A 16,659-nucleotide genomic window follows, 5' to 3' on the forward strand; every position below is an offset into this window, starting at 1 on the left:
ATAAACGAAAAAAAGAAAAAGGCCTAGCCCTTGCGCGCGGCGGAGCGCTTGATCGCCTCGTTGATCTCGGCAATCGACCGCTCGATGGCGTCCTCGTCGAGGTCGTCGAGCTCGCTGTCCGAAGGCATGCCGGCCTGAATGGTCGACGCGAACACACCGTCGCTGATGCTGTCGGTGGAAACGCCGCGCTTCTGGCCGGGAGCGTCGGGCGTTTCCCATTCGAGCGCGATCAGGGTCACGTTGTCGCTGTGGGTGCCGCCGTTGCGCAGCGCCATCTCGGCAAGATCGGGCGCCGCATCCGATACCGGCTTGCCGGACGAGAGCACGTGAACGATCACGCTGTCGTCGAGCACGCCCCAGACGCCGTCGGAGCACAGCATGATGCGGTCGCCGCGCTGCAGTTGCAGCGGTGTCGAGACATCGAAGAGCGGCGGCGTCGGCGACCCCAGGCAGGTGAGCAGCAGGTTGCGGTTGACCGGCTCCGGCCCGCCGCCGACGCGAGGCCGCTCGGCGTGCGAATGGTCGCGGGTGCGCATCAGCAAGGCGCCGTCGCGGACCACGTACAGCCGCGAGTCGCCGCAATGAATCCACGTCGCCGTGTTGTCCTGAATGATGGCCGCCACCACCGTGGTACGCGGCGTGTCGAGCATCCCTTTGTTGCCGGCATACCGCATGATCTGCTGATGCGCGGCCATCACGGACGAAGTGAGGAACGCCTTGACGTCCTTGACCAGCGGCCGGGCTTCGCGCTGGTAGAGCGCCGCGATGGTCTGCAACGCCAGCTGGGCTGCGACTTCGCCTTCGGGATGGCCCCCCATGCCGTCGGCGAGCACGAACAGGCCCGATTCGCGCGTGTAGCAATAGCCCATGCGGTCTTCGTTCTTGAGACGACCGCCCTTGCGGCTGACCTGGAAAACGGAGAACTTCACAGCGCCCGCCCGGCCGCCCGTAGGGCGATGAGCCCCCTGGGGGGCAGCGGATACACGAAGTGATGAGCGTGGGGGGTCATGCGGGACGTGTGGTGGGAGCCGCCGCCTTCGGCAGCGCCTTCTTTTCGGGTGAGCGCATGTTGTCGATGGAGAGCCGGACCTTCTCACCCACCGTGAGCTTGGTATAGCGGCGCTCTCCTTCGCGGCTCAGTTCCTTCTGCAGCGCGAACACCGACTGCGGGCGCGAAAGCGGATCGAGCGACATGCACCACTCGACCACCTCGATCAGGTTGTCCGAATAGATGCCGCGCAGCCGGGAAAGCGAAAGGCCAAGACGGTCCTTCTCGATGCGCTGCGGCGCGTCGTTCGGTGGGTAGCCCTGCATGCAGGCGTAGATGCAGGCGCCGATCGCGTAGATGTCCGTCCACGGCCCCATGGAGGAATCGCGCCGGTACATCTCGGGTGCCGCGAAGCCGGGGGTGTACATCGGGCGGATGAAGTTGCCTTCCTTGGACAGCACTTCGCGCGCCGCGCCGAAATCGATCATCACGGCCCGATCGTCGTCGGTCACGAAGATGTTGGCCGGCTTGATGTCCAGGTGCAGCATCTTGTGCTGGTGGACGATGCGAAGGCCCCGAAGGATCTCGTCGAAGAGCGAACGGATCGTCGATTCGCGAAATACCTTCTGCTTCTTGAGGTCGCGCGCGGTGACGATGAAGTCCTGAAGGGTCGCGCCCTCCAGGTAGTTCATGACCATGTAGACGGTCTCGTTCTCGCGGAAGAAATTGAGAACGCTCACCACCGAGGCGTGCGAAATCTGCGCGAGCGACCGGCCTTCCTCGAAGAAGCTCTTGAGCCCCAGCCGGTAGAGCGACAGCTTCTCGGGCGGAACCTGCGGCGCCAATTCCCCTGTGCCCCGTGTTGCCAGGGACGAAGGAAGATATTCCTTGATGGCGACCTGCTGCCCGCTCGGGTCGACGGCGAGGTAGACGACCCCGAAGCCTCCGGCGGAAAGCCGGCGCACGATTCGGTAGCCGCCGATCACCGTGTCAGGCAGCAGAGGCGAAGGTTTGACCTTTGACATAATCCGGGAGTTTCGCCCGAAGGCGATGGTGCGGCAAGCGAACGCTGTGCCGACGCCACGGTGCAACAACAGATCACAGCGAGGCGCGATGCCAGTTTACAGCATGACCGGCTATGCCAGCGGGCAGACGAGCCCCGCCGGCAGCCACTCCGAAGGCGACGCACGGGCTCATTCAGTCGCTCGGCTCGGGATCGAAATTCGCTCGGTCAACAGCCGATTTCTCGACCTGACCTTCAAGCTGCCGGATGAGCTCCGGCAGCACGAACCCGCCCTGCGCGAAATACTCACCGCGCGACTCAAACGCGGCAAGGTCGAACTGCGGGCCGCCCTCGAAAGCGGCGCTGCAGCCGGCATCGGCGACCCGTCCACCAAGCTTCTGCAGCGACTCAATGCGGTGCAGGACCACATCAAGGCATGGCTGCCCGACGCGCGCGATCTCAGCGTCGCCGACGTGCTACGGCTCGCGGCGGGCGACAGCGTCGCCAAGGGCGATTGGGGGCCGGACCTGACCGAAGTCACCGAAAGGACGCTCAAGGACCTGCTTTCCGCGCGCGAACGCGAAGGCGCGCGGCTCGCCCGCATGCTGCAGAACCACCTTGCGCAGTTGCGCGCCCTTGCCACCCAGGCCCTGCCGCTGGTCCCTCAGCTCGTGGAACAGCAACGCACCCGGTTCCTCGAACGCTGGCAGGACGCGATGGGCCTGAGCGGCGGCACGGCACCCGAGGCCGCCCAGGACCGCGCCCTGACCGAAGCGACCGCGTTCGCGATCCGGATCGATGTCGCGGAAGAGCTAACCCGCCTGAATTCCCACCTCGACGAAATCGAGCGGCTCGTGAAGAAGGGCGGGGAGATCGGCAAACGGCTCGACTTCCTGATCCAGGAACTCCATCGCGAAGCCAACACGCTCGGCTCGAAATCCGCCACGCTGGAACTTACCCGCATCGGCGTCGACATGAAGGTCCTGATCGAGCAGATGCGCGAGCAGGTCCAGAACATCGAATAGAACGGAATCCATGGATTACCCCGGCAACATCTTCGTGGTCGCAGCTCCCAGCGGCGCAGGCAAGTCGAGCCTGGTCAAGGCGCTGATGGAGCTCGACTCCGCCGTTCAGCCCTCGGTCTCCCACACCACCCGCACACCCCGTGGCCAGGAAAAGCACGGGCGCGAATACTTCTTCGTCTCCGAGCCCGAGTTCGACGTCATGGTGGCGGCCGATGGATTCGTGGAGTGGGCGCACGTCCACGGCCGGCGCTACGGCACCTCCAAGAAGGCCATCGAGGAGCGCATCGCGCAAGGCGCGGACGTCGTTCTCGAAATCGACTTTCAGGGGGCGCTCCAGATCCGCAAGACCTTTGCCAACGCGGTCATGATCTTTATCCTTCCCCCAAGTTGGGAGGAACTTCGCTCGCGGCTCGAGCGCCGGGGCGAGGACAGCCCGGAAGTCATCGACCTGCGCCTTCGGAATGCCGCCGAGGAAATGGCGCAGGCCTCGGCATTCGATTTCGTTATAATCAACGAGGTATTCGAGCGCGCACTTTTCGACCTGAAAGCGATTGTCCACGCTCAGCGGCTTCGCTACTCCGCACAGCGCCGCGCACGTGCAAGCACCTTTGCCGCACTGAACATCCCCTGATCCGCCCAACGTCTGCACATCGCCGAAAGATCACCATGGCCCGCATCACCGTCGAAGATTGCCTGCAACACATCCCGAACCGTTTCCAGCTCGTGCTCGCCGCCACCTATCGCGCGCGCATGCTGAGCCAGGGGCATGCCCCCAAGATCGAGAGCAAGAACAAGCCCGGCGTTACCGCACTTCGTGAGATTGCAGAGGGCAAGATCGGCCTCGAAATGCTCAAGAAGGTTCCCGGCTGATCTGACGTCGCCGTACAACAAGGAAGCACCGCACGCGGTGCTTTTTTATGCCTGAATGCGTCTTAGCCACGGCCACGCTAAAGTGGTGCTCATGAGCGCGGTTGTCAAGCCTCAGTCAGAAACCCGTCGAAGCCCGCAGCCCAGCCCTGCGGCGTTGAATGCGGCCGCCGCCAGCTTCGCCGCATTGACCGATCGGCTCGACTACCTGGGCCCCGAAGATATCGACTTGGTCCGGCGTGCCTACCGTTTCGCAGACGAAGCGCACCTGGGCCAGCTGCGCAACAGCGGCGAGCCCTACATCACCCATCCGATCGCGGTCGCTGCGCAGTGCGCGGAATGGAAACTCGATGCACAGGCCCTGATGGCCGCCTTGCTGCACGATGCGATCGAAGACTGCGGCGTCACCAAGGCCGAGCTGATCGAGCGCTTTGGCGCTCCGGTGGCAGAGTTGGTCGATGGCCTCACCAAGCTGGACAAGCTCCGCTTCAACACCCGCGAAGAGAACCAGGCCGAGTCCTTTCGCAAGATGCTGCTGGCCATGGCGCGCGACGTACGCGTCATTCTCGTCAAGCTCGCGGACCGGACGCACAACATGCGCACGCTCGACGACGCGCCGCGCGAAAAATGGGCGCGCATCTCGCGGGAGACCCTCGAAATCTACGCGCCGATCGCGCACCGCCTGGGCCTCAATCAGACCTACCGTGAACTACAGGATCTCTCCTTCCGGCACCTTCGCCCCTGGCGGTACGCAGTGCTCGCCAAGGCCGTGGCCAAGGCCCGCGGACGGCGGCGCGACCTGATCCAGAAAGTCCAGCAGGAAGTCGAGAACGCCTTCGCAGCCGCGGAGATGAGCGTGCGCATCGCGGGCCGCGAAAAAACGCTCTATTCCATCTACCGCAAGATGGTCGAGAAGCACCTGAGCTTTGCGCAGGTCACCGACATCTACGGCTTCCGGCTGATCGTCCCTACTGTGATCTCCTGCTACACCGGGCTCGGCATCCTGCACCAGATGTACAAGCCGCTGCCCGGCAAGTTCAAGGACCACATCGCGATCGCCAAGCTCAACGGTTACCAGTCGCTGCACACGACGCTGGTGGGCCCGGCGGGGGTGAACATCGAGTTCCAGCTTCGCACCGAGGCCATGCACGTGGTGGCCGAATCGGGCGTCGCGGCGCACTGGCTCTACAAGGCGGCCGATCCGGCAGCCGTGGCGACCAGCGACCGCCTCGGCGCGAAATGGCTCCAGTCGCTGCTCGACATTCAGGACGAGACCCGCGATGCGGCCGAGTTCTGGGACCATGTCAAGGTCGACCTCTTTCCCGATGCCGTCTACGTGTTCACGCCCAAGAGCCAGATCATGGCGCTTCCGCGCGGTGCGACCGTGGTCGACTTCGCCTACGCCATTCACAGCAACATCGGCGACCACACCTCTGCCGCGCGCATCAATGGCGATCAGGTGCCGCTGCGGACCGAGCTCAAGAACGGCGATGTGGTCGAGATCATCACGGCGCCGGTTTCAACGCCGAACCCCGCCTGGCTCGGCTTCGTTCGCACCGGGCGGGCACGCTCCAAGATCCGTCACTACCTCAAGACACTCGCGCATGCCGAATCCGAAGGCCTTGGTGAAAAGCTCCTCGCGCAGGCGCTGCGCGCCGAAGGGCTGGGCAAACTGCCAGAAGACGACGCCGAGCATCAGCCGATCTGGGAAAAGCTCCTGCGCTTCACCGGCAACCGCACGCGCTCCGAACTGCTGACCGACATCGGCCTTGGCAAACGCATCGCCAGCATCGTGGCAAAGCGACTGATGGCGCTGCTCGCCGAACGGGGCGCCAAGCCCGATGCGCTGATGCTGAGCCGCGAGCGCTTCGCGGCCAGCGATGCGGTATCGCAAGGCGCAGTGACGCTGGATGGCAGCGAGAACTCTTCGGTGCGCTTCGCGCTGTGCTGCCGACCGATTCCGGGCGATCCGATCGTCGGCTACCTCGGCCACGGCGAAGGACTGGTGGTCCATACCGAGGAGTGCGGTGTTGGCCAGCGACTTCGCTACAAGGACAGTGAGCGGTTCTTCGCGGTCGAATGGGCCGACGATCCGGTCCGGACTTTCGAAGCGGGCGTGGTCATCACCGTGCGGAACGACAAGGGCGTGCTCGCACGGGTCGCAGCCGCGCTCGCCGATGCCGAAGCCGACATCACGCACGTCGAAATGGCGGACGAAACGCCGCAGGATTCGACGGACCTTCGCTTCGTGATCGCGGTGCGCGATCGCACGCACCTCGAAGCCGTATTGCGAGCCGTGCGCCGCACCTCATCCGTGCTCGCCGCCGCACGGATGATTCCAGTGCCCTGAAAGTCCCGGCCCGTCAGTGGGGCTTGGACGAAGGCTCGGGATAGCTGACCGCCAGCACCTCGATGTCGTGCACGCCCCCGGGGTGGCGAGCTTGACGACGTCACCCTCCCGAGCCTTGAGCAGTGCCCGCGCGATCGGGGATATCCAACTCACTTGCGAATGCGCGCTGTTCGCCTCGTCGATACCGAGGATCGTGACCTCGCGCTCCTCGCCACTCTCGTCGGCATAGCGGACCGTCGAGCCGAAAAATACCTGGTCGCTGCCGTGGTGCACCGACGGATCGGTGACCTCGGCGATCTCGAGGCGCTTGGTGAGGAAGCGAATTCGCCGATCGATCTCGCGCAACCGCTTCTTGCCATAGAGATAGTCCCCGTTCTCAGAGCGATCTCCGTTCTTGGCGGCCCAGTGAACGGCCTCGACCACCTTGGGCCGCTCGACGTCCATCAATTCCAGGAGTTCGGATCGCAAGCGCGCATACCCGATGGGCGTGATGTAGTTCTTGCCGCCAGCGGGCAGCGGCGGCAGTCCGCCGCCGTCGCCATCATCGTCGTCGGCGTCGTTTTCCTTCGTGAAAGCCTTGCTCATTTCTACAACTGCCGACCCGCAAGGTCGGGCGATTGTTGTATCACATGGCAAGGACACCGCCTTCGCCCGGCAGCGTTTCAGCCCGATTGCTGGTCAGGCGCCGTCAGATCCGGGTCGGGAATCGATTGCTGGCTCTGCGACGCACCGGCCGCGACTGTCGCACGCCGGCCTTGCTCACCTCGCGCGACGCCTTTGACCAGATGACGCGGCAGGTGGTGGGTCCGTTGTAGCTTGGCCAACGCCTCGCTGCGCGCGGGCTCCGAGGCGGGCAAGAACTTCTCCAATGAACTCATCGTCGTTGTCCCCATGCATGAGCGCCAGAAGATGGATGCATCCGAAGGGGGCGGATCGATGCAAGCCGGTTCCGTTCGGCGCGGCCCTGGCGTTGCCGCTCGGGGATTATTGCCCCTGAACAGCCGGCCGGCACACACAGCCCTGAAAGCGATAGTGTCAACCGCAGCGCCTTGTTGCAGCATGTGACGTAGTTCCTTTTGCGTTCCCCGAGAAGTGGTTCACAATGAAGACTCTCCTCTGGACTCCAAGGTCCTTAGCCCGCTCCGGCGGGCTTTTTCGTTTTTGGGGCTTGGCCGCGCGAACGGTCCCCATGTCCACCAACCGACGAGAAGCCGTTTCCAGGAATGCGACGTCCCCGCATGCTGCGCGGTCAGCTTGGATTAGCATTCGCGCATGCCTGAGCTCACACTGGAAGCCACTTCCGCGATCGCCGTTGCCTTTGCCACCGTGATGACCATTGGATTTGCCGCGCGACAACGACGCTGGGGACCGGGCCTCATGATGGTTGGGATCCTGGGATTCCTCGGCATCATCAGCTTCGGGATCGTGACCCGTCTCTGAGGACGCCCGCTCGGCGCCAGCGCAGAGCACGGTCCGGGCAGTTCGGCCGTCGACCGAATCCGCTCCCACACGTCCGATTTGCGGCAGTGTGTCTTGTCCTTCGTGCAAGAGGTCACCCACGAAGCCACCCCAAAAGAAAGGGCCAGGACGCGCTAACGTCCTGGCCCTACAGAGAGTGGTGCGGCTGGCAGGATTCGAACCCACGACCCCTTGGTTCGTAGCCAAGTACTCTATCCAACTGAGCTACAGCCGCACAGCTTGCGAGTATAGCATCCATTTTGGAGCCACTCCGCGAAGCCTTGAATTTTTGTGAATCTCGCTTGCAGGCATCGCCTGCTGCACGTCGGATTCAGTGGTAGGCCGTGCTGGGCTTGAACCAGCGACCAACGGATTATGAGTCCGCTGCTCTGACCAACTGAGCTAACGGCCCACGCGCCCCGCATTCTAGTGGCCCGGCGCCCAACGCTCGTTCACTTGCGATGACTCAGCGCGTTGGTGACGAGCTTCGAGGTGATGTCCACGATCTGGATCATGCGGTCGTATGGCATGCGCGTCGGCCCGATGACGCCGAGCGTTCCGACCACCTGTCCATCGACTTCGTAGTTCGCGCTCACGATGGAGAGATCGTCGAAAGGGACGATCTGGCTCTCGCCCCCAATGAAGATGCGCACGCCTTCGGCCTGGCTCGAGACATCGAGCAGCCGCATCAGTTGCGCCTTCTGCTCGAAGAGGTCGAAAGCCCTCCGCAAGTGGCCCATATCGCTGGAGAAGTCGCTCACCGACAGAAGATTACGCTCGCCTGCGATGACCACTTCTTCTTGCGCTTCGGTGAGGATTTCGGAGCTCACATTGACGGCCGCCTGCATCAGCGCCGCGATCTCGCCGCGCAGCTGTTCCATTTCGGACTGGAGGCGATCGCGCACCTGCTCGATCGACAGGCCCGCATAGTTCGCATTGATGTAGTTGGAAGCCTCGACCAGTTGCGACTGCGAGTAATCGGCCTCCGGAAAAATCACCCTGTTCTGAACGTCCCCGTCGGGGGAGACGATGATGACGAGCAGCCGGCGTTCGGAAAGGCGCAGGAATTCGATCTGCCGAAAGACCGAAGGACGCCGCGGTGCCATCACCACACCCACGAACTGCGAAAGGTTGGACAGCAGGTTCGCCGCGTTCGCGATCACCTTCTGGGGCTGGTCCGGCGCAAGACTGGGCGCCGCGAACTGCTCGCGCTGGGCAGTCAACATGGTGTCAACGAAGAGGCGATAACCTCTGGCGGTCGGAACGCGACCCGCAGAAGTATGGGGACTGGCGATGAGGCCCAGGCTTTCGAGGTCGGACATCACGTTCCGGATCGTCGCCGGCGAAAGATCCAGCCCGGGAGCCCGGGACAGCGTGCGCGATCCGACGGGTTGGCCCTCGGCGATATAGCGCTCGACGAGTGTCTTTAGCAGCAACTTGGCGCGGTCGTCCAGCATCGGCCAATTTTAATGTTGTAATTTGTTCATGAGCTCTCGCTTTCGTCACGTCGCACTCATTGGCAAATACCAGGCTTCGGGTGGGCGGGTGCAGGGTGGTGCGCTCGATGTCGTCATGGAAGGCATCGCCGCTTTTCTCGAGGCGCAGGGCTGCACCGTCTTCATCGAGGAATCCCAGGCCGACGGGGTCCCGGCCGGCCGATACAAGGCGCTCACGGTCGAGGAGATCGGCGAGGAATGCGATCTGGGCCTGGTCGTCGGCGGCGACGGCACGATGCTCGGCATCGGGCGGCAACTGGCGCCATACGGCGTTCCGCTCATCGGCATCAACCGGGGACGGCTCGGCTTCATCACCGACATCGCGCTCGACGACTATCAGGCGACGCTGGTCCCGATGCTCGCGGGCGACTACGAGGAAGACCACCGGAACCTGATGCACGCACAGGTGATGCGCAACGGCGTGTCGGTCTTCGATGCGCTGGCGATGAATGACGTGGTCGTCAATCGCGGCGGCACGTCCGGCATGGTGGAGCTGCGCGTCACGGTGGGCCGCCATTTCGTGGCGAACCAGCGCGCCGACGGGATGATCATCGCGTCGTCGACCGGCTCCACCGCCTACGCGCTCTCGGCGGGCGGACCGCTGCTGCATCCGGCCGTTCCGGGGTGGGTGCTGGTGCCGATCGCGCCGCACACGCTTTCCAACCGCCCGCTCGTGTTGCCCGACGCCGAGGAAGTCTCGATCGAGCTCGTCGGCGGTCGCGATGCCAGCGCGAACTTCGACATGCAGTCCCTCGCCTCGCTGGCCATCGGCGATCGCGTGGTGGTGCGCCGTTCGGACTACCGCGTTCGCTTCCTCCACCCGCGCGGCTGGAGCTATTTCGACACCCTGCGCAAAAAACTGCATTGGAACGAAGGAGGTTCCTGAGATGGCATTGCGGCGCATCGCCCTGCGCGACTTCGTGATCGTGCGTGCACTGGAACTCGACCTGTCCCCCGGCTTCACCGTCCTGACCGGCGAAACAGGCGCCGGCAAATCCATCCTCATCGATGCGCTCCAGCTGGCGCTCGGCAATCGCGCAGATGCTGGCGCCGTCCGCGAAGGCGCAGAACGGCTGGACGTGAGCGCCGAGTTCGATGCCGATCCGGCGCTGAACGGCTGGCTCGACGAAGGCGGGTTCCAGCCGGGCGAAGGATTGCTGCTGCGACGGACCGTCGATCTCCAGGGACGCAGCCGCGGCTGGATCAACGGCAGCCCGGCCACGGCGGCGCAGTTGCGCGAACTCGGCGACCACCTGCTCGACATCCATGGCCAGCATGCGTGGCAAAGCCTCACCCGTCCGGAGGCGGTACGCGGATTGCTCGACGCCTATGCCGGTGCAAGCACCGAAGCGCTCGACACCGCCTGGCACGAGTGGCGCCGGGCCATCTCGGCACTCGAAAACGCACGCTCGGCGCAGGACTCCCTGCAACGCGAGCGCGAGCGCCTCCAGTGGCAAGTCTCCGAAGTGATGAAACTCGCGCCGGGCGCCGAAGAGTGGGAAGAACTCTCGGCCGCCCACTCGCGAATCTCGAATGCGCAGGCACTGATCGACGCGGCCGAGGGAGCCTGCAACGCGCTCGAAGACGACGACAACGGTGCACTGGCGGCATTGAGCCGGGCGGTCGCGCTGCTGCAGAACTGCGAGCACATCGAGCCGGAATTCAAGGCGCTCGGCGAAGTCCTCGCCTCGAGCGTCGCGCAGGCGGCCGACGCCGCGCATTCGCTGCACGGCTATCTGAGGCAGGCCGACACCGACCCCGAAAAGCTCGCCGAGCTCGACGAGCGAATGGGCCAGTGGATGTCGCTCGCGCGACGCTATCGGCGCCAGCCCGAGGAGCTCCCCACCCTGCTGGCCGGCTGGCAAGCCGAATTGCAGGCACTGGATGCGCAGAGCGACCTCGAGGCGCTGGAGCGAGCGGAGCGGGCCGCGGAGCAGGCCTACATGAAGGAAGCAAAGGCGGTCGGCAAGGCCCGCAAGCAGGCCGCGCCCAAGCTCGCGCAAGCGGTGACGCAAGCCATGCAGGAACTCGGCATGAAAGGCGGGCGTTTCGAAGTCGCCCTTCAACCGCTCACGCAGCCGGCACGCTCCGGCCTCGAGGACATCGCATTCCTCGTCAGCGGGCATGCCGGCAGCACGCCGCGTTCGATCGGCAAGGTCGCATCGGGCGGCGAGCTGTCGCGCATCGCGCTCGCGATCGCGGTGACGACCAGCGAGCTCGGCGCCGCGCAGACGCTGATCTTCGACGAGGTCGATGCCGGCGTCGGTGGCGCGGTCGCCGAGACCGTGGGCCGCCTGATGAAGCAGCTCGGCCGCGACCGGCAGGTGCTCGCGGTCACGCACCTGCCGCAGGTGGCTGCATGCGCGGATCACCACCTCGTGGTCGCCAAGCGGCAGACCAGCGCCAAGGGCCCGGAAGGCACTCGCACCGAAAGCAGCGTCACGGTCCTCGACACCGAAGGGCGCACGCAGGAAATCGCGCGCATGCTCGGCGGCGAGCGCGTCTCGCAGACCTCGCTGGCGCACGCACGCGAGATGCTGGGCGCGAAGACGGCGGAGACTTCTTCATGAGCCGCCGGGCCGCCCCAAGGCGAATACCGCAGCGCTGTTGCGCGGAGGTTGTCCAGTGAGCCTCGACCTCGTCCTGATCACCGGGATGTCCGGTTCCGGCAAGTCCGTGGCGCTTCATGCGCTCGAGGACGCGGGCTACTACTGCGTCGACAACCTGCCCCCCGAACTGCTCACGCCTTTCGTCGCGTTGCAGCGGCAACAGCAGACTGCACGCGTGGCCATCGCGATGGATGTGCGAAGCGGCGTGTCGCTGCCGCTCGTGCCGCAACAACTGGAGGGCCTGCGTCGCGAGGGTGTGTCGCTGCGCTCGCTGTTCCTCGATTCGACCACCGACGCGCTGCTGCGCCGCTTTTCCGAAACACGCCGGCGTCACCCGCTGTCGCGCCAGGAAGGCCGCACCGACGTGCCCGATCAGCAGCGCGCACTGACACAAGCCATCGAACTCGAACGCGAGCTGCTCGCGGACCTGCGCGATGGCGCCGACGTGATCGACACCAGCATCATCCGGCCGGCCCAGTTGCAGAGCTACATCAAGTCGCTGGTCTCGGCGCCGCAAAGCCCGCTCACGCTGGTGTTCGAATCCTTCGCGTTCAAGCGCGGCGTCCCGCTCGACGCGGACTTCGTCTTCGACGTCCGCATGCTGCCGAATCCGCACTACGTGTCCACGCTCCGGCCCCTGACCGGCCGCGACCAGCCGGTGATCGACTGGCTTCGCGAACACGACGACGTCGCGCGCATGTATGGCGACATCGAGCAGTTCCTCGAACGCTGGCTCGATGCGCTCGCCAAGGACCATCGCAGCTATGTCACCGTCGCGATCGGCTGCACCGGTGGCCAGCATCGCTCGGTCTTCCTCGTGGAACAGCTCGCGCGCGCCTTCGGTGCGAAGTGGGGTGCCCTCAAGCGGCACCGCGAACTCGACGGAGCCTGACCGCCCGAAAGCGAATCAGCCGCCGCTCGCCAGCAGCTTGCGCACGGGCGCCGGCATCCCGAGCGCCGGCCACTCGCGGTCGTCGAACCAGCCGCCCCCCGATTTGCCGGCCCGCGGCTCGCTGCACACGGCCGAGATCGGATGAAGGTGAAGATCCTTGTGCGTCAGCACATGCACGAATGCCGCTTCGTCGCGCGCGGATTGGCGATCCGCGGACGCCAGTTCGTCCAGCAGCGCCGACCGGTTCTCGAAGACCGGCAGGCAATAGAGCCCGGCCCAGATGCCGCGTGCCGGCCGCTTTTCGAGCCACACGCGCCCCTGGGGATCGCGGGCCTTCAGCATCCACAACGACTGCGCCGTGCGGCGCAGCTTGCGGGTCTTGACCGGATACCTCTCGGGTGCGCCCTCCTTCCGCGCCGCACACGCATCGGCCGTCGGGCAGAAGATGCAGCTCGGCTTGCGTGGCAGGCAGACCGTGGCACCCAGGTCCATCAGACCCTGCGTGTAGTGACCGATCGCGCGAGGCTCGGAGGCCGGCGGCAGGAGCTCGGTCGCCTCGTTCCAGAGGGCGCGCTCCTGCGCGGCGGATGCGAGATCTCCATCGAAGCCGAGTACGCGCGAGAGCACACGCTTCACGTTGCCGTCGAGAATCGCCACGCGCTCGCCGAAGCAGAAGGCGGCGATCGCCGCGGCCGTCGATCGGCCGATACCCGGCAGCGTCTGCAGTTCGGCCGCCGTCCGCGGGAATTCGCCGCAGAAGCGCGACACCACCTCTTGCGCGCAGCGGTGCATGTTGCGTGCGCGGCTGTAGTAGCCGAGCCCGCTCCAGAGCGCGAACACCTCGTCCTCGGTCCCGGCGGCAAGCGCCTGAACCGTCGGAAAGCGATCGAGGAATCGCGCGAAATAACCCAGCACGGTCGACACCTGGGTCTGCTGGAGCATCACCTCGGACAGCCAGACGCGGTAGGGGTCCTGCGTGTTCTGCCACGGCAGTTCGCTGCGTCCGTGGCTTCGCTGCCACGCAACGACGTTGTCGGCAAAGGTCGGCGCGATGCGCTGCGCTGCCGAACGCAGGTCGTCAGGCGGCACTGAGTTCGCTGCGGTAGGAGACGGCGTTCGGCGCCTCGTGGTTCACGAGCACCGCGGTAAGCTCATCCAGCCGATGGTGCAGGTCGGCGAGATCGCGCTCCTGCGCGGCGAGCTCGGCCAACCGCTCGTCGAGATTGCCTGCCGCGCCCTGGATGCGCTCGACCGCCTCGATGCGCTTGGTGAACGTGCGGCGCCGCTCCTTGAGTTGGGCGTCGAGCTGCGCGCCTGCGCCCTTGCTCCAGCGCTCGACCTCGGTCATCGCCGCTTCGTTGACGACGCGCAGCCGACTCGCGAGCGCGCGCACCAGCTTGTCGCAGAAATCGGGCTGCGCGAGCTTGAGCATGTTGCTGACGCCGAGGTAGTGCACATGGCTCTGCTCGATCTGCGTGAGCTGCTGCTCGAAATCCGTCAGATCCGGTTCGGGCGGCGCCTGCAGCGTGAAGCCGTGCTCCGCATTGAGCTGCCGGAACGTCGCGTGCAGCATCGACTGGATCTCGGCCGTGGTCGCCTGAACCTCGCGCAGGTTGTTGCGCAGCGCATCGAAGGTTTCGCCGTACACCTTGCGCACATTGAACTTGATGCCGCGCCGCTTCAATGCGTTGGCCAGACGGCCCATGTCCGCCTTGAGCGCGGTGCTGCCGAGCACCGCATAGACCTCGCGCAGCAGCTTGCCCTGCACCGAGCGCAACGCGAGGATGCGGGTGTTGCTGCCTTCGAATTCCGACTGCTCCTGCTCGATGCGCGTGCGCATGTGGCGGATGACCGAGCCATTCTTGCCGCGCAGCCCTTGCAACTCGAGCGCCTGCTCCGAGAGATCACGCTGACGCACATTGAGGATGCGGGCGGCCTCGATCCGCAGGGCGCCGATGCTGGCATCCACCGCCAGTCGCAACATCGTTTCGCGCTTGCCGAGCAAACCTTCGCCCAGGATGGCCTCGAGCGCAGGAAGGCGGCTGGCCTGCAACAGCGGCGCGTCGCGGCGGATCTTGGCTTGCAATCCCTTCTGCGCGGAGACGGGAAGCACCTGCGTCAAAGGAACACCGAGCACATCGGCGGCGCCCTTGCGCTGGCGCTGGATCTGCGCGTCCACCTGGGCCGGGGTGCTCAGGATGTCCCACATGGTGTCGATCTTGTTCAGGACCACGATGCGCGTTTCGCCGGCGTCCCCCCGGTGACCAGATGCTCGCGCCAGATCGCGAGATCGGACCGCGTCACGCCCGTGTCGGCGCCGAGGATGAAGACCACGGCATGCGCCTGCGGAATCAGGCTGACCGTAAGCTCCGGCTCCGCGCCGATTGCGTTGAGGCCCGGCGTGTCGAGAATCACCAGGCCCTGCTCCAGCAGCGGATGCGGCATGTTCAGGACCGCATGCCGCCAACGCGGGATTTCGACGCGGCCGTCCGAATCCGGCATCGGGTTGTCGTCGGGGTTGTCGTCGCTCCAGAAACCCAGCGCCTTGGCCTCGTCCACGGGAACCCAGCGGACCTCGGCGACCTTGCTCATCGCCTGCGAGAGCAGTTCGGCGTTGTCGACGTCGATGTCGATATGCGTCCAGCGCGCAGGCTCATCGCGCCAGTGGACGAGCGAGTAGGGCTCGAGCCGCGTCTCGATCGGCAGCAGCCGCAGGCTCGGCGGGTGCGCCGGGTCGTAGCTCAGTTCGGTCGGGCACATCGTGGTCCGCCCTGCGCTCGCCGGCATGATGCGACGGCCGTAGCCGGCAAAGAAGATCGCGTTGATCAGCTCGGATTTGCCGCGCGAAAACTCGGCAACGAATGCGACCATGACCTTGCTGGTGCGCAGTTGCGTTTCGACATCGCGCAAACGTTCGGCAACGCTTTGATTCAGCAGCTCGTTCTCGTTCAGCCAGCGCGTCAGCCACTTCAGGCGGTGCGCGAAATTACGCCGCCAGGCGCCGTGCTGATCGAACTGCTGAGTGAAGGAAGCGGTCAACGGCGTAAATGTAAAAAACAATTTACAAAAGATGGTAGCACCGGGGCCGCTTGCGAAGGCCACTCCGGAAGCCACTCCCGACGAATGGTCTCACGACTTTTGGCAGTTCGGACAGAAATACGTCGAGCGTTGCCCCTGCCGCAACTGGCGGATCGGCGTTGCACAGACCCTGCAGGGCTCGCCGGCGCGGCCGTAGACCGTGGCTTCGAGCTGGAAGTAGCCGCTCTGGCCATCGACATTCGAAAAGTCGCGCAGCGTGCTGCCGCCGCGCTCGACGGCGCGCGCGAGGATTTCCCGGATGGCCGCATGCAGGCGCAGCGCCCGCGGCTTGCTGATGCGCGAAGCGGCAAGCGTGGGCCGGATGCCGGCCAGGAAAAGGGCTTCGGACGCATAGATGTTGCCGACACCCACCACGACATCGCCGGCAAGCAGCACCTGCTTCACGGGCGCCCGCCGCCGGCGCAAGCCCGCGTGGAAGGCGTCGAAATCGAAGGTGTCGCCAAGCGGCTCCATGCCGAGGCCGCCCAGGAGCTTGCCGGCGAGCGGCGATGCCTCGTCCTCCACATAGACCACGGCGCCGAAGCGGCGCGGGTCGTTGAGCCGGAGCGTGCCGCGGCTGGTCACCAGATCGAAGTGGTCATGTGCGCCGGCAGCCGGCAGCGACGCATCGAAGCGAAGGCTGCCCGACATGCCCAGGTGCAGCAGCAGGAGCCCCACGTCGAGATCGACCAGCAGATATTTCCCGCGCCGGCGCACACCCTGGACCGTTCGTCCGACGAGCAGCCCCGGCTCGATGGAAAGCGCCCACCGCAGGGGCTTGCCGACACGCACGGCCTCGATGCGGGCGCCCGCGATGCGGTCGGCAAAACCGCGGCGGGTGACTTCGACTTCGGGTAGTTCGGGCATGAGGGGGAAAGCCTGACGCGAATCGC

14 protein-coding genes, 2 tRNA genes and 2 pseudogenes are annotated in these 16,659 nt (G+C 65.4%); 8 read left to right on the top strand and 10 right to left on the bottom strand.

All coding sequences use genetic code 11. From position 1 onward, the window contains the following. Window positions 1-23: 23 nt before the first annotated feature. Both ACQ858_RS17555 and ACQ858_RS17560 read right to left on the bottom strand, forming a co-directional pair. A complete protein-coding gene (locus tag ACQ858_RS17555) occupies window positions 24-929 on the bottom strand; it encodes a PP2C family protein-serine/threonine phosphatase (RefSeq protein WP_431273908.1) in 906 nt (301 codons plus the stop codon). Between the two features lie 76 nt (window positions 930-1,005). Beyond that, the gene (locus ACQ858_RS17560; protein ID WP_431273909.1) at window positions 1,006-2,013 is read right to left on the bottom strand and encodes a serine/threonine protein kinase; all 1,008 of its coding nucleotides are present in this window, start codon (window positions 2,011-2,013) and stop codon (window positions 1,006-1,008) included. An 88-nt stretch (window positions 2,014-2,101) separates the two neighbouring features. Here ACQ858_RS17560 and ACQ858_RS17565 point away from each other — a divergent pair, with 88 nt between their 5' ends. The 4 genes from ACQ858_RS17565 (at window position 2,102) to ACQ858_RS17580 (ending at window position 6,233) form a co-directional block, all read left to right on the top strand. Next, on the top strand, window positions 2,102-3,016 hold the full coding sequence (locus tag ACQ858_RS17565; protein ID WP_431276890.1) for a YicC/YloC family endoribonuclease: 915 nt from the start codon (window positions 2,102-2,104) through the stop codon (window positions 3,014-3,016). A gap of 10 nt (window positions 3,017-3,026) precedes the next feature. Then, entirely contained in the window at window positions 3,027-3,647 is a 621-nt protein-coding gene (gene gmk, locus ACQ858_RS17570; protein ID WP_431273910.1) for a guanylate kinase, read from the top strand. A gap of 35 nt (window positions 3,648-3,682) precedes the next feature. Further along, a complete protein-coding gene (rpoZ, locus tag ACQ858_RS17575) occupies window positions 3,683-3,886 on the top strand; it encodes a DNA-directed RNA polymerase subunit omega (RefSeq protein WP_028249368.1) in 204 nt (67 codons plus the stop codon). Window positions 3,887-3,977: 91 nt separating this feature from the next. Next, the gene (locus ACQ858_RS17580; protein WP_431273911.1) at window positions 3,978-6,233 is read left to right on the top strand and encodes a RelA/SpoT family protein; all 2,256 of its coding nucleotides are present in this window, start codon (window positions 3,978-3,980) and stop codon (window positions 6,231-6,233) included. 13 nt (window positions 6,234-6,246) lie between these two features. Here ACQ858_RS17580 and greB read toward each other — a convergent pair. Both greB and ACQ858_RS17590 read right to left on the bottom strand, forming a co-directional pair. After that, window positions 6,247-6,818: pseudogene (gene greB, locus ACQ858_RS17585) on the bottom strand (transcription elongation factor GreB). A gap of 77 nt (window positions 6,819-6,895) precedes the next feature. Then, the gene (locus tag ACQ858_RS17590; RefSeq protein ID WP_431273912.1) at window positions 6,896-7,111 is read right to left on the bottom strand and encodes a hypothetical protein; all 216 of its coding nucleotides are present in this window, start codon (window positions 7,109-7,111) and stop codon (window positions 6,896-6,898) included. A 394-nt stretch (window positions 7,112-7,505) separates the two neighbouring features. Between ACQ858_RS17590 and ACQ858_RS17595 the strand changes: the two genes are divergently transcribed. Then, complete coding sequence (locus ACQ858_RS17595; protein ID WP_431273913.1) at window positions 7,506-7,673, top strand: hypothetical protein; 168 nt, start codon at window positions 7,506-7,508, stop codon at window positions 7,671-7,673. Between the two features lie 176 nt (window positions 7,674-7,849). Here ACQ858_RS17595 and ACQ858_RS17600 read toward each other — a convergent pair. The 3 genes from ACQ858_RS17600 to hrcA form a co-directional block, all read right to left on the bottom strand. Next, window positions 7,850-7,926 (bottom strand) — tRNA-Arg (locus ACQ858_RS17600). A gap of 100 nt (window positions 7,927-8,026) precedes the next feature. Continuing rightward, window positions 8,027-8,103 (bottom strand) — tRNA-Ile (locus ACQ858_RS17605). 40 nt (window positions 8,104-8,143) lie between these two features. Further along, window positions 8,144-9,148: a heat-inducible transcriptional repressor HrcA gene (gene hrcA, locus ACQ858_RS17610; protein WP_431273914.1), complete on the bottom strand. Its 1,005-nt coding sequence runs from the start codon at window positions 9,146-9,148 to the stop codon at window positions 8,144-8,146. 28 nt (window positions 9,149-9,176) lie between these two features. On the opposite strand from hrcA, the gene ACQ858_RS17615 reads away from it, so the two are divergent. From ACQ858_RS17615 to rapZ, 3 genes are read left to right on the top strand one after another with little or no spacing between them, the layout of a single operon-like run. After that, window positions 9,177-10,073, top strand: a complete 897-nt coding sequence (locus ACQ858_RS17615; protein WP_431273915.1) for an NAD kinase — start codon at window positions 9,177-9,179, stop codon at window positions 10,071-10,073. Between the two features lies 1 nt (window position 10,074). Beyond that, window positions 10,075-11,757: a DNA repair protein RecN gene (gene recN, locus ACQ858_RS17620; protein ID WP_431273916.1), complete on the top strand. Its 1,683-nt coding sequence runs from the start codon at window positions 10,075-10,077 to the stop codon at window positions 11,755-11,757. Between the two features lie 55 nt (window positions 11,758-11,812). Then, a complete protein-coding gene (gene rapZ, locus ACQ858_RS17625) occupies window positions 11,813-12,688 on the top strand; it encodes an RNase adapter RapZ (protein WP_431273917.1) in 876 nt (291 codons plus the stop codon). 15 nt (window positions 12,689-12,703) lie between these two features. Here the strand turns inward: rapZ and mutY are convergent, their stop codons facing one another. From mutY to mutM, 3 genes and pseudogenes are all read right to left on the bottom strand, one after another. After that, window positions 12,704-13,777, bottom strand: coding sequence for an A/G-specific adenine glycosylase (gene mutY / locus ACQ858_RS17630; RefSeq protein ID WP_431273918.1), 1,074 nt, complete (start codon window positions 13,775-13,777; stop codon window positions 12,704-12,706). Further along, window positions 13,767-15,727: pseudogene (locus ACQ858_RS17635) on the bottom strand (dynamin family protein). Before ACQ858_RS17635 ends, mutY begins: the two are co-directional and overlap by 11 nt. Before the next feature lie 90 nt (window positions 15,728-15,817). Further along, window positions 15,818-16,633, bottom strand: coding sequence for a bifunctional DNA-formamidopyrimidine glycosylase/DNA-(apurinic or apyrimidinic site) lyase (gene mutM / locus ACQ858_RS17640; protein WP_431273919.1), 816 nt, complete (start codon window positions 16,631-16,633; stop codon window positions 15,818-15,820). Window positions 16,634-16,659: the final 26 nt, after the last annotated feature.

Source organism: Variovorax ureilyticus, assembly GCF_050632185.1.
In the GTDB taxonomy this organism is placed as follows: domain Bacteria; phylum Pseudomonadota; class Gammaproteobacteria; order Burkholderiales; family Burkholderiaceae_C; genus Variovorax; species Variovorax ureilyticus_A.

Coding starts and splice junctions, on each gene's coding strand:
- ACQ858_RS17560 (WP_431273909.1), bottom strand. CDS start 2,013: ATGTCAAAGGTCAAACCTTCGCCTCTGCTGCCTGACACGGTGATCGGC.
- ACQ858_RS17565 (WP_431276890.1), top strand. CDS start 2,102: ATGCCAGTTTACAGCATGACCGGCTATGCCAGCGGGCAGACGAGCCCC.
- gmk (WP_431273910.1), top strand. CDS start 3,027: ATGGATTACCCCGGCAACATCTTCGTGGTCGCAGCTCCCAGCGGCGCA.
- rpoZ (WP_028249368.1), top strand. CDS start 3,683: ATGGCCCGCATCACCGTCGAAGATTGCCTGCAACACATCCCGAACCGT.
- ACQ858_RS17580 (WP_431273911.1), top strand. CDS start 3,978: ATGAGCGCGGTTGTCAAGCCTCAGTCAGAAACCCGTCGAAGCCCGCAG.
- ACQ858_RS17590 (WP_431273912.1), bottom strand. CDS start 7,111: ATGAGTTCATTGGAGAAGTTCTTGCCCGCCTCGGAGCCCGCGCGCAGC.
- ACQ858_RS17595 (WP_431273913.1), top strand. CDS start 7,506: ATGCCTGAGCTCACACTGGAAGCCACTTCCGCGATCGCCGTTGCCTTT.
- hrcA (WP_431273914.1), bottom strand. CDS start 9,148: ATGCTGGACGACCGCGCCAAGTTGCTGCTAAAGACACTCGTCGAGCGC.
- ACQ858_RS17615 (WP_431273915.1), top strand. CDS start 9,177: ATGAGCTCTCGCTTTCGTCACGTCGCACTCATTGGCAAATACCAGGCT.
- recN (WP_431273916.1), top strand. CDS start 10,075: ATGGCATTGCGGCGCATCGCCCTGCGCGACTTCGTGATCGTGCGTGCA.
- mutM (WP_431273919.1), bottom strand. CDS start 16,633: ATGCCCGAACTACCCGAAGTCGAAGTCACCCGCCGCGGTTTTGCCGAC.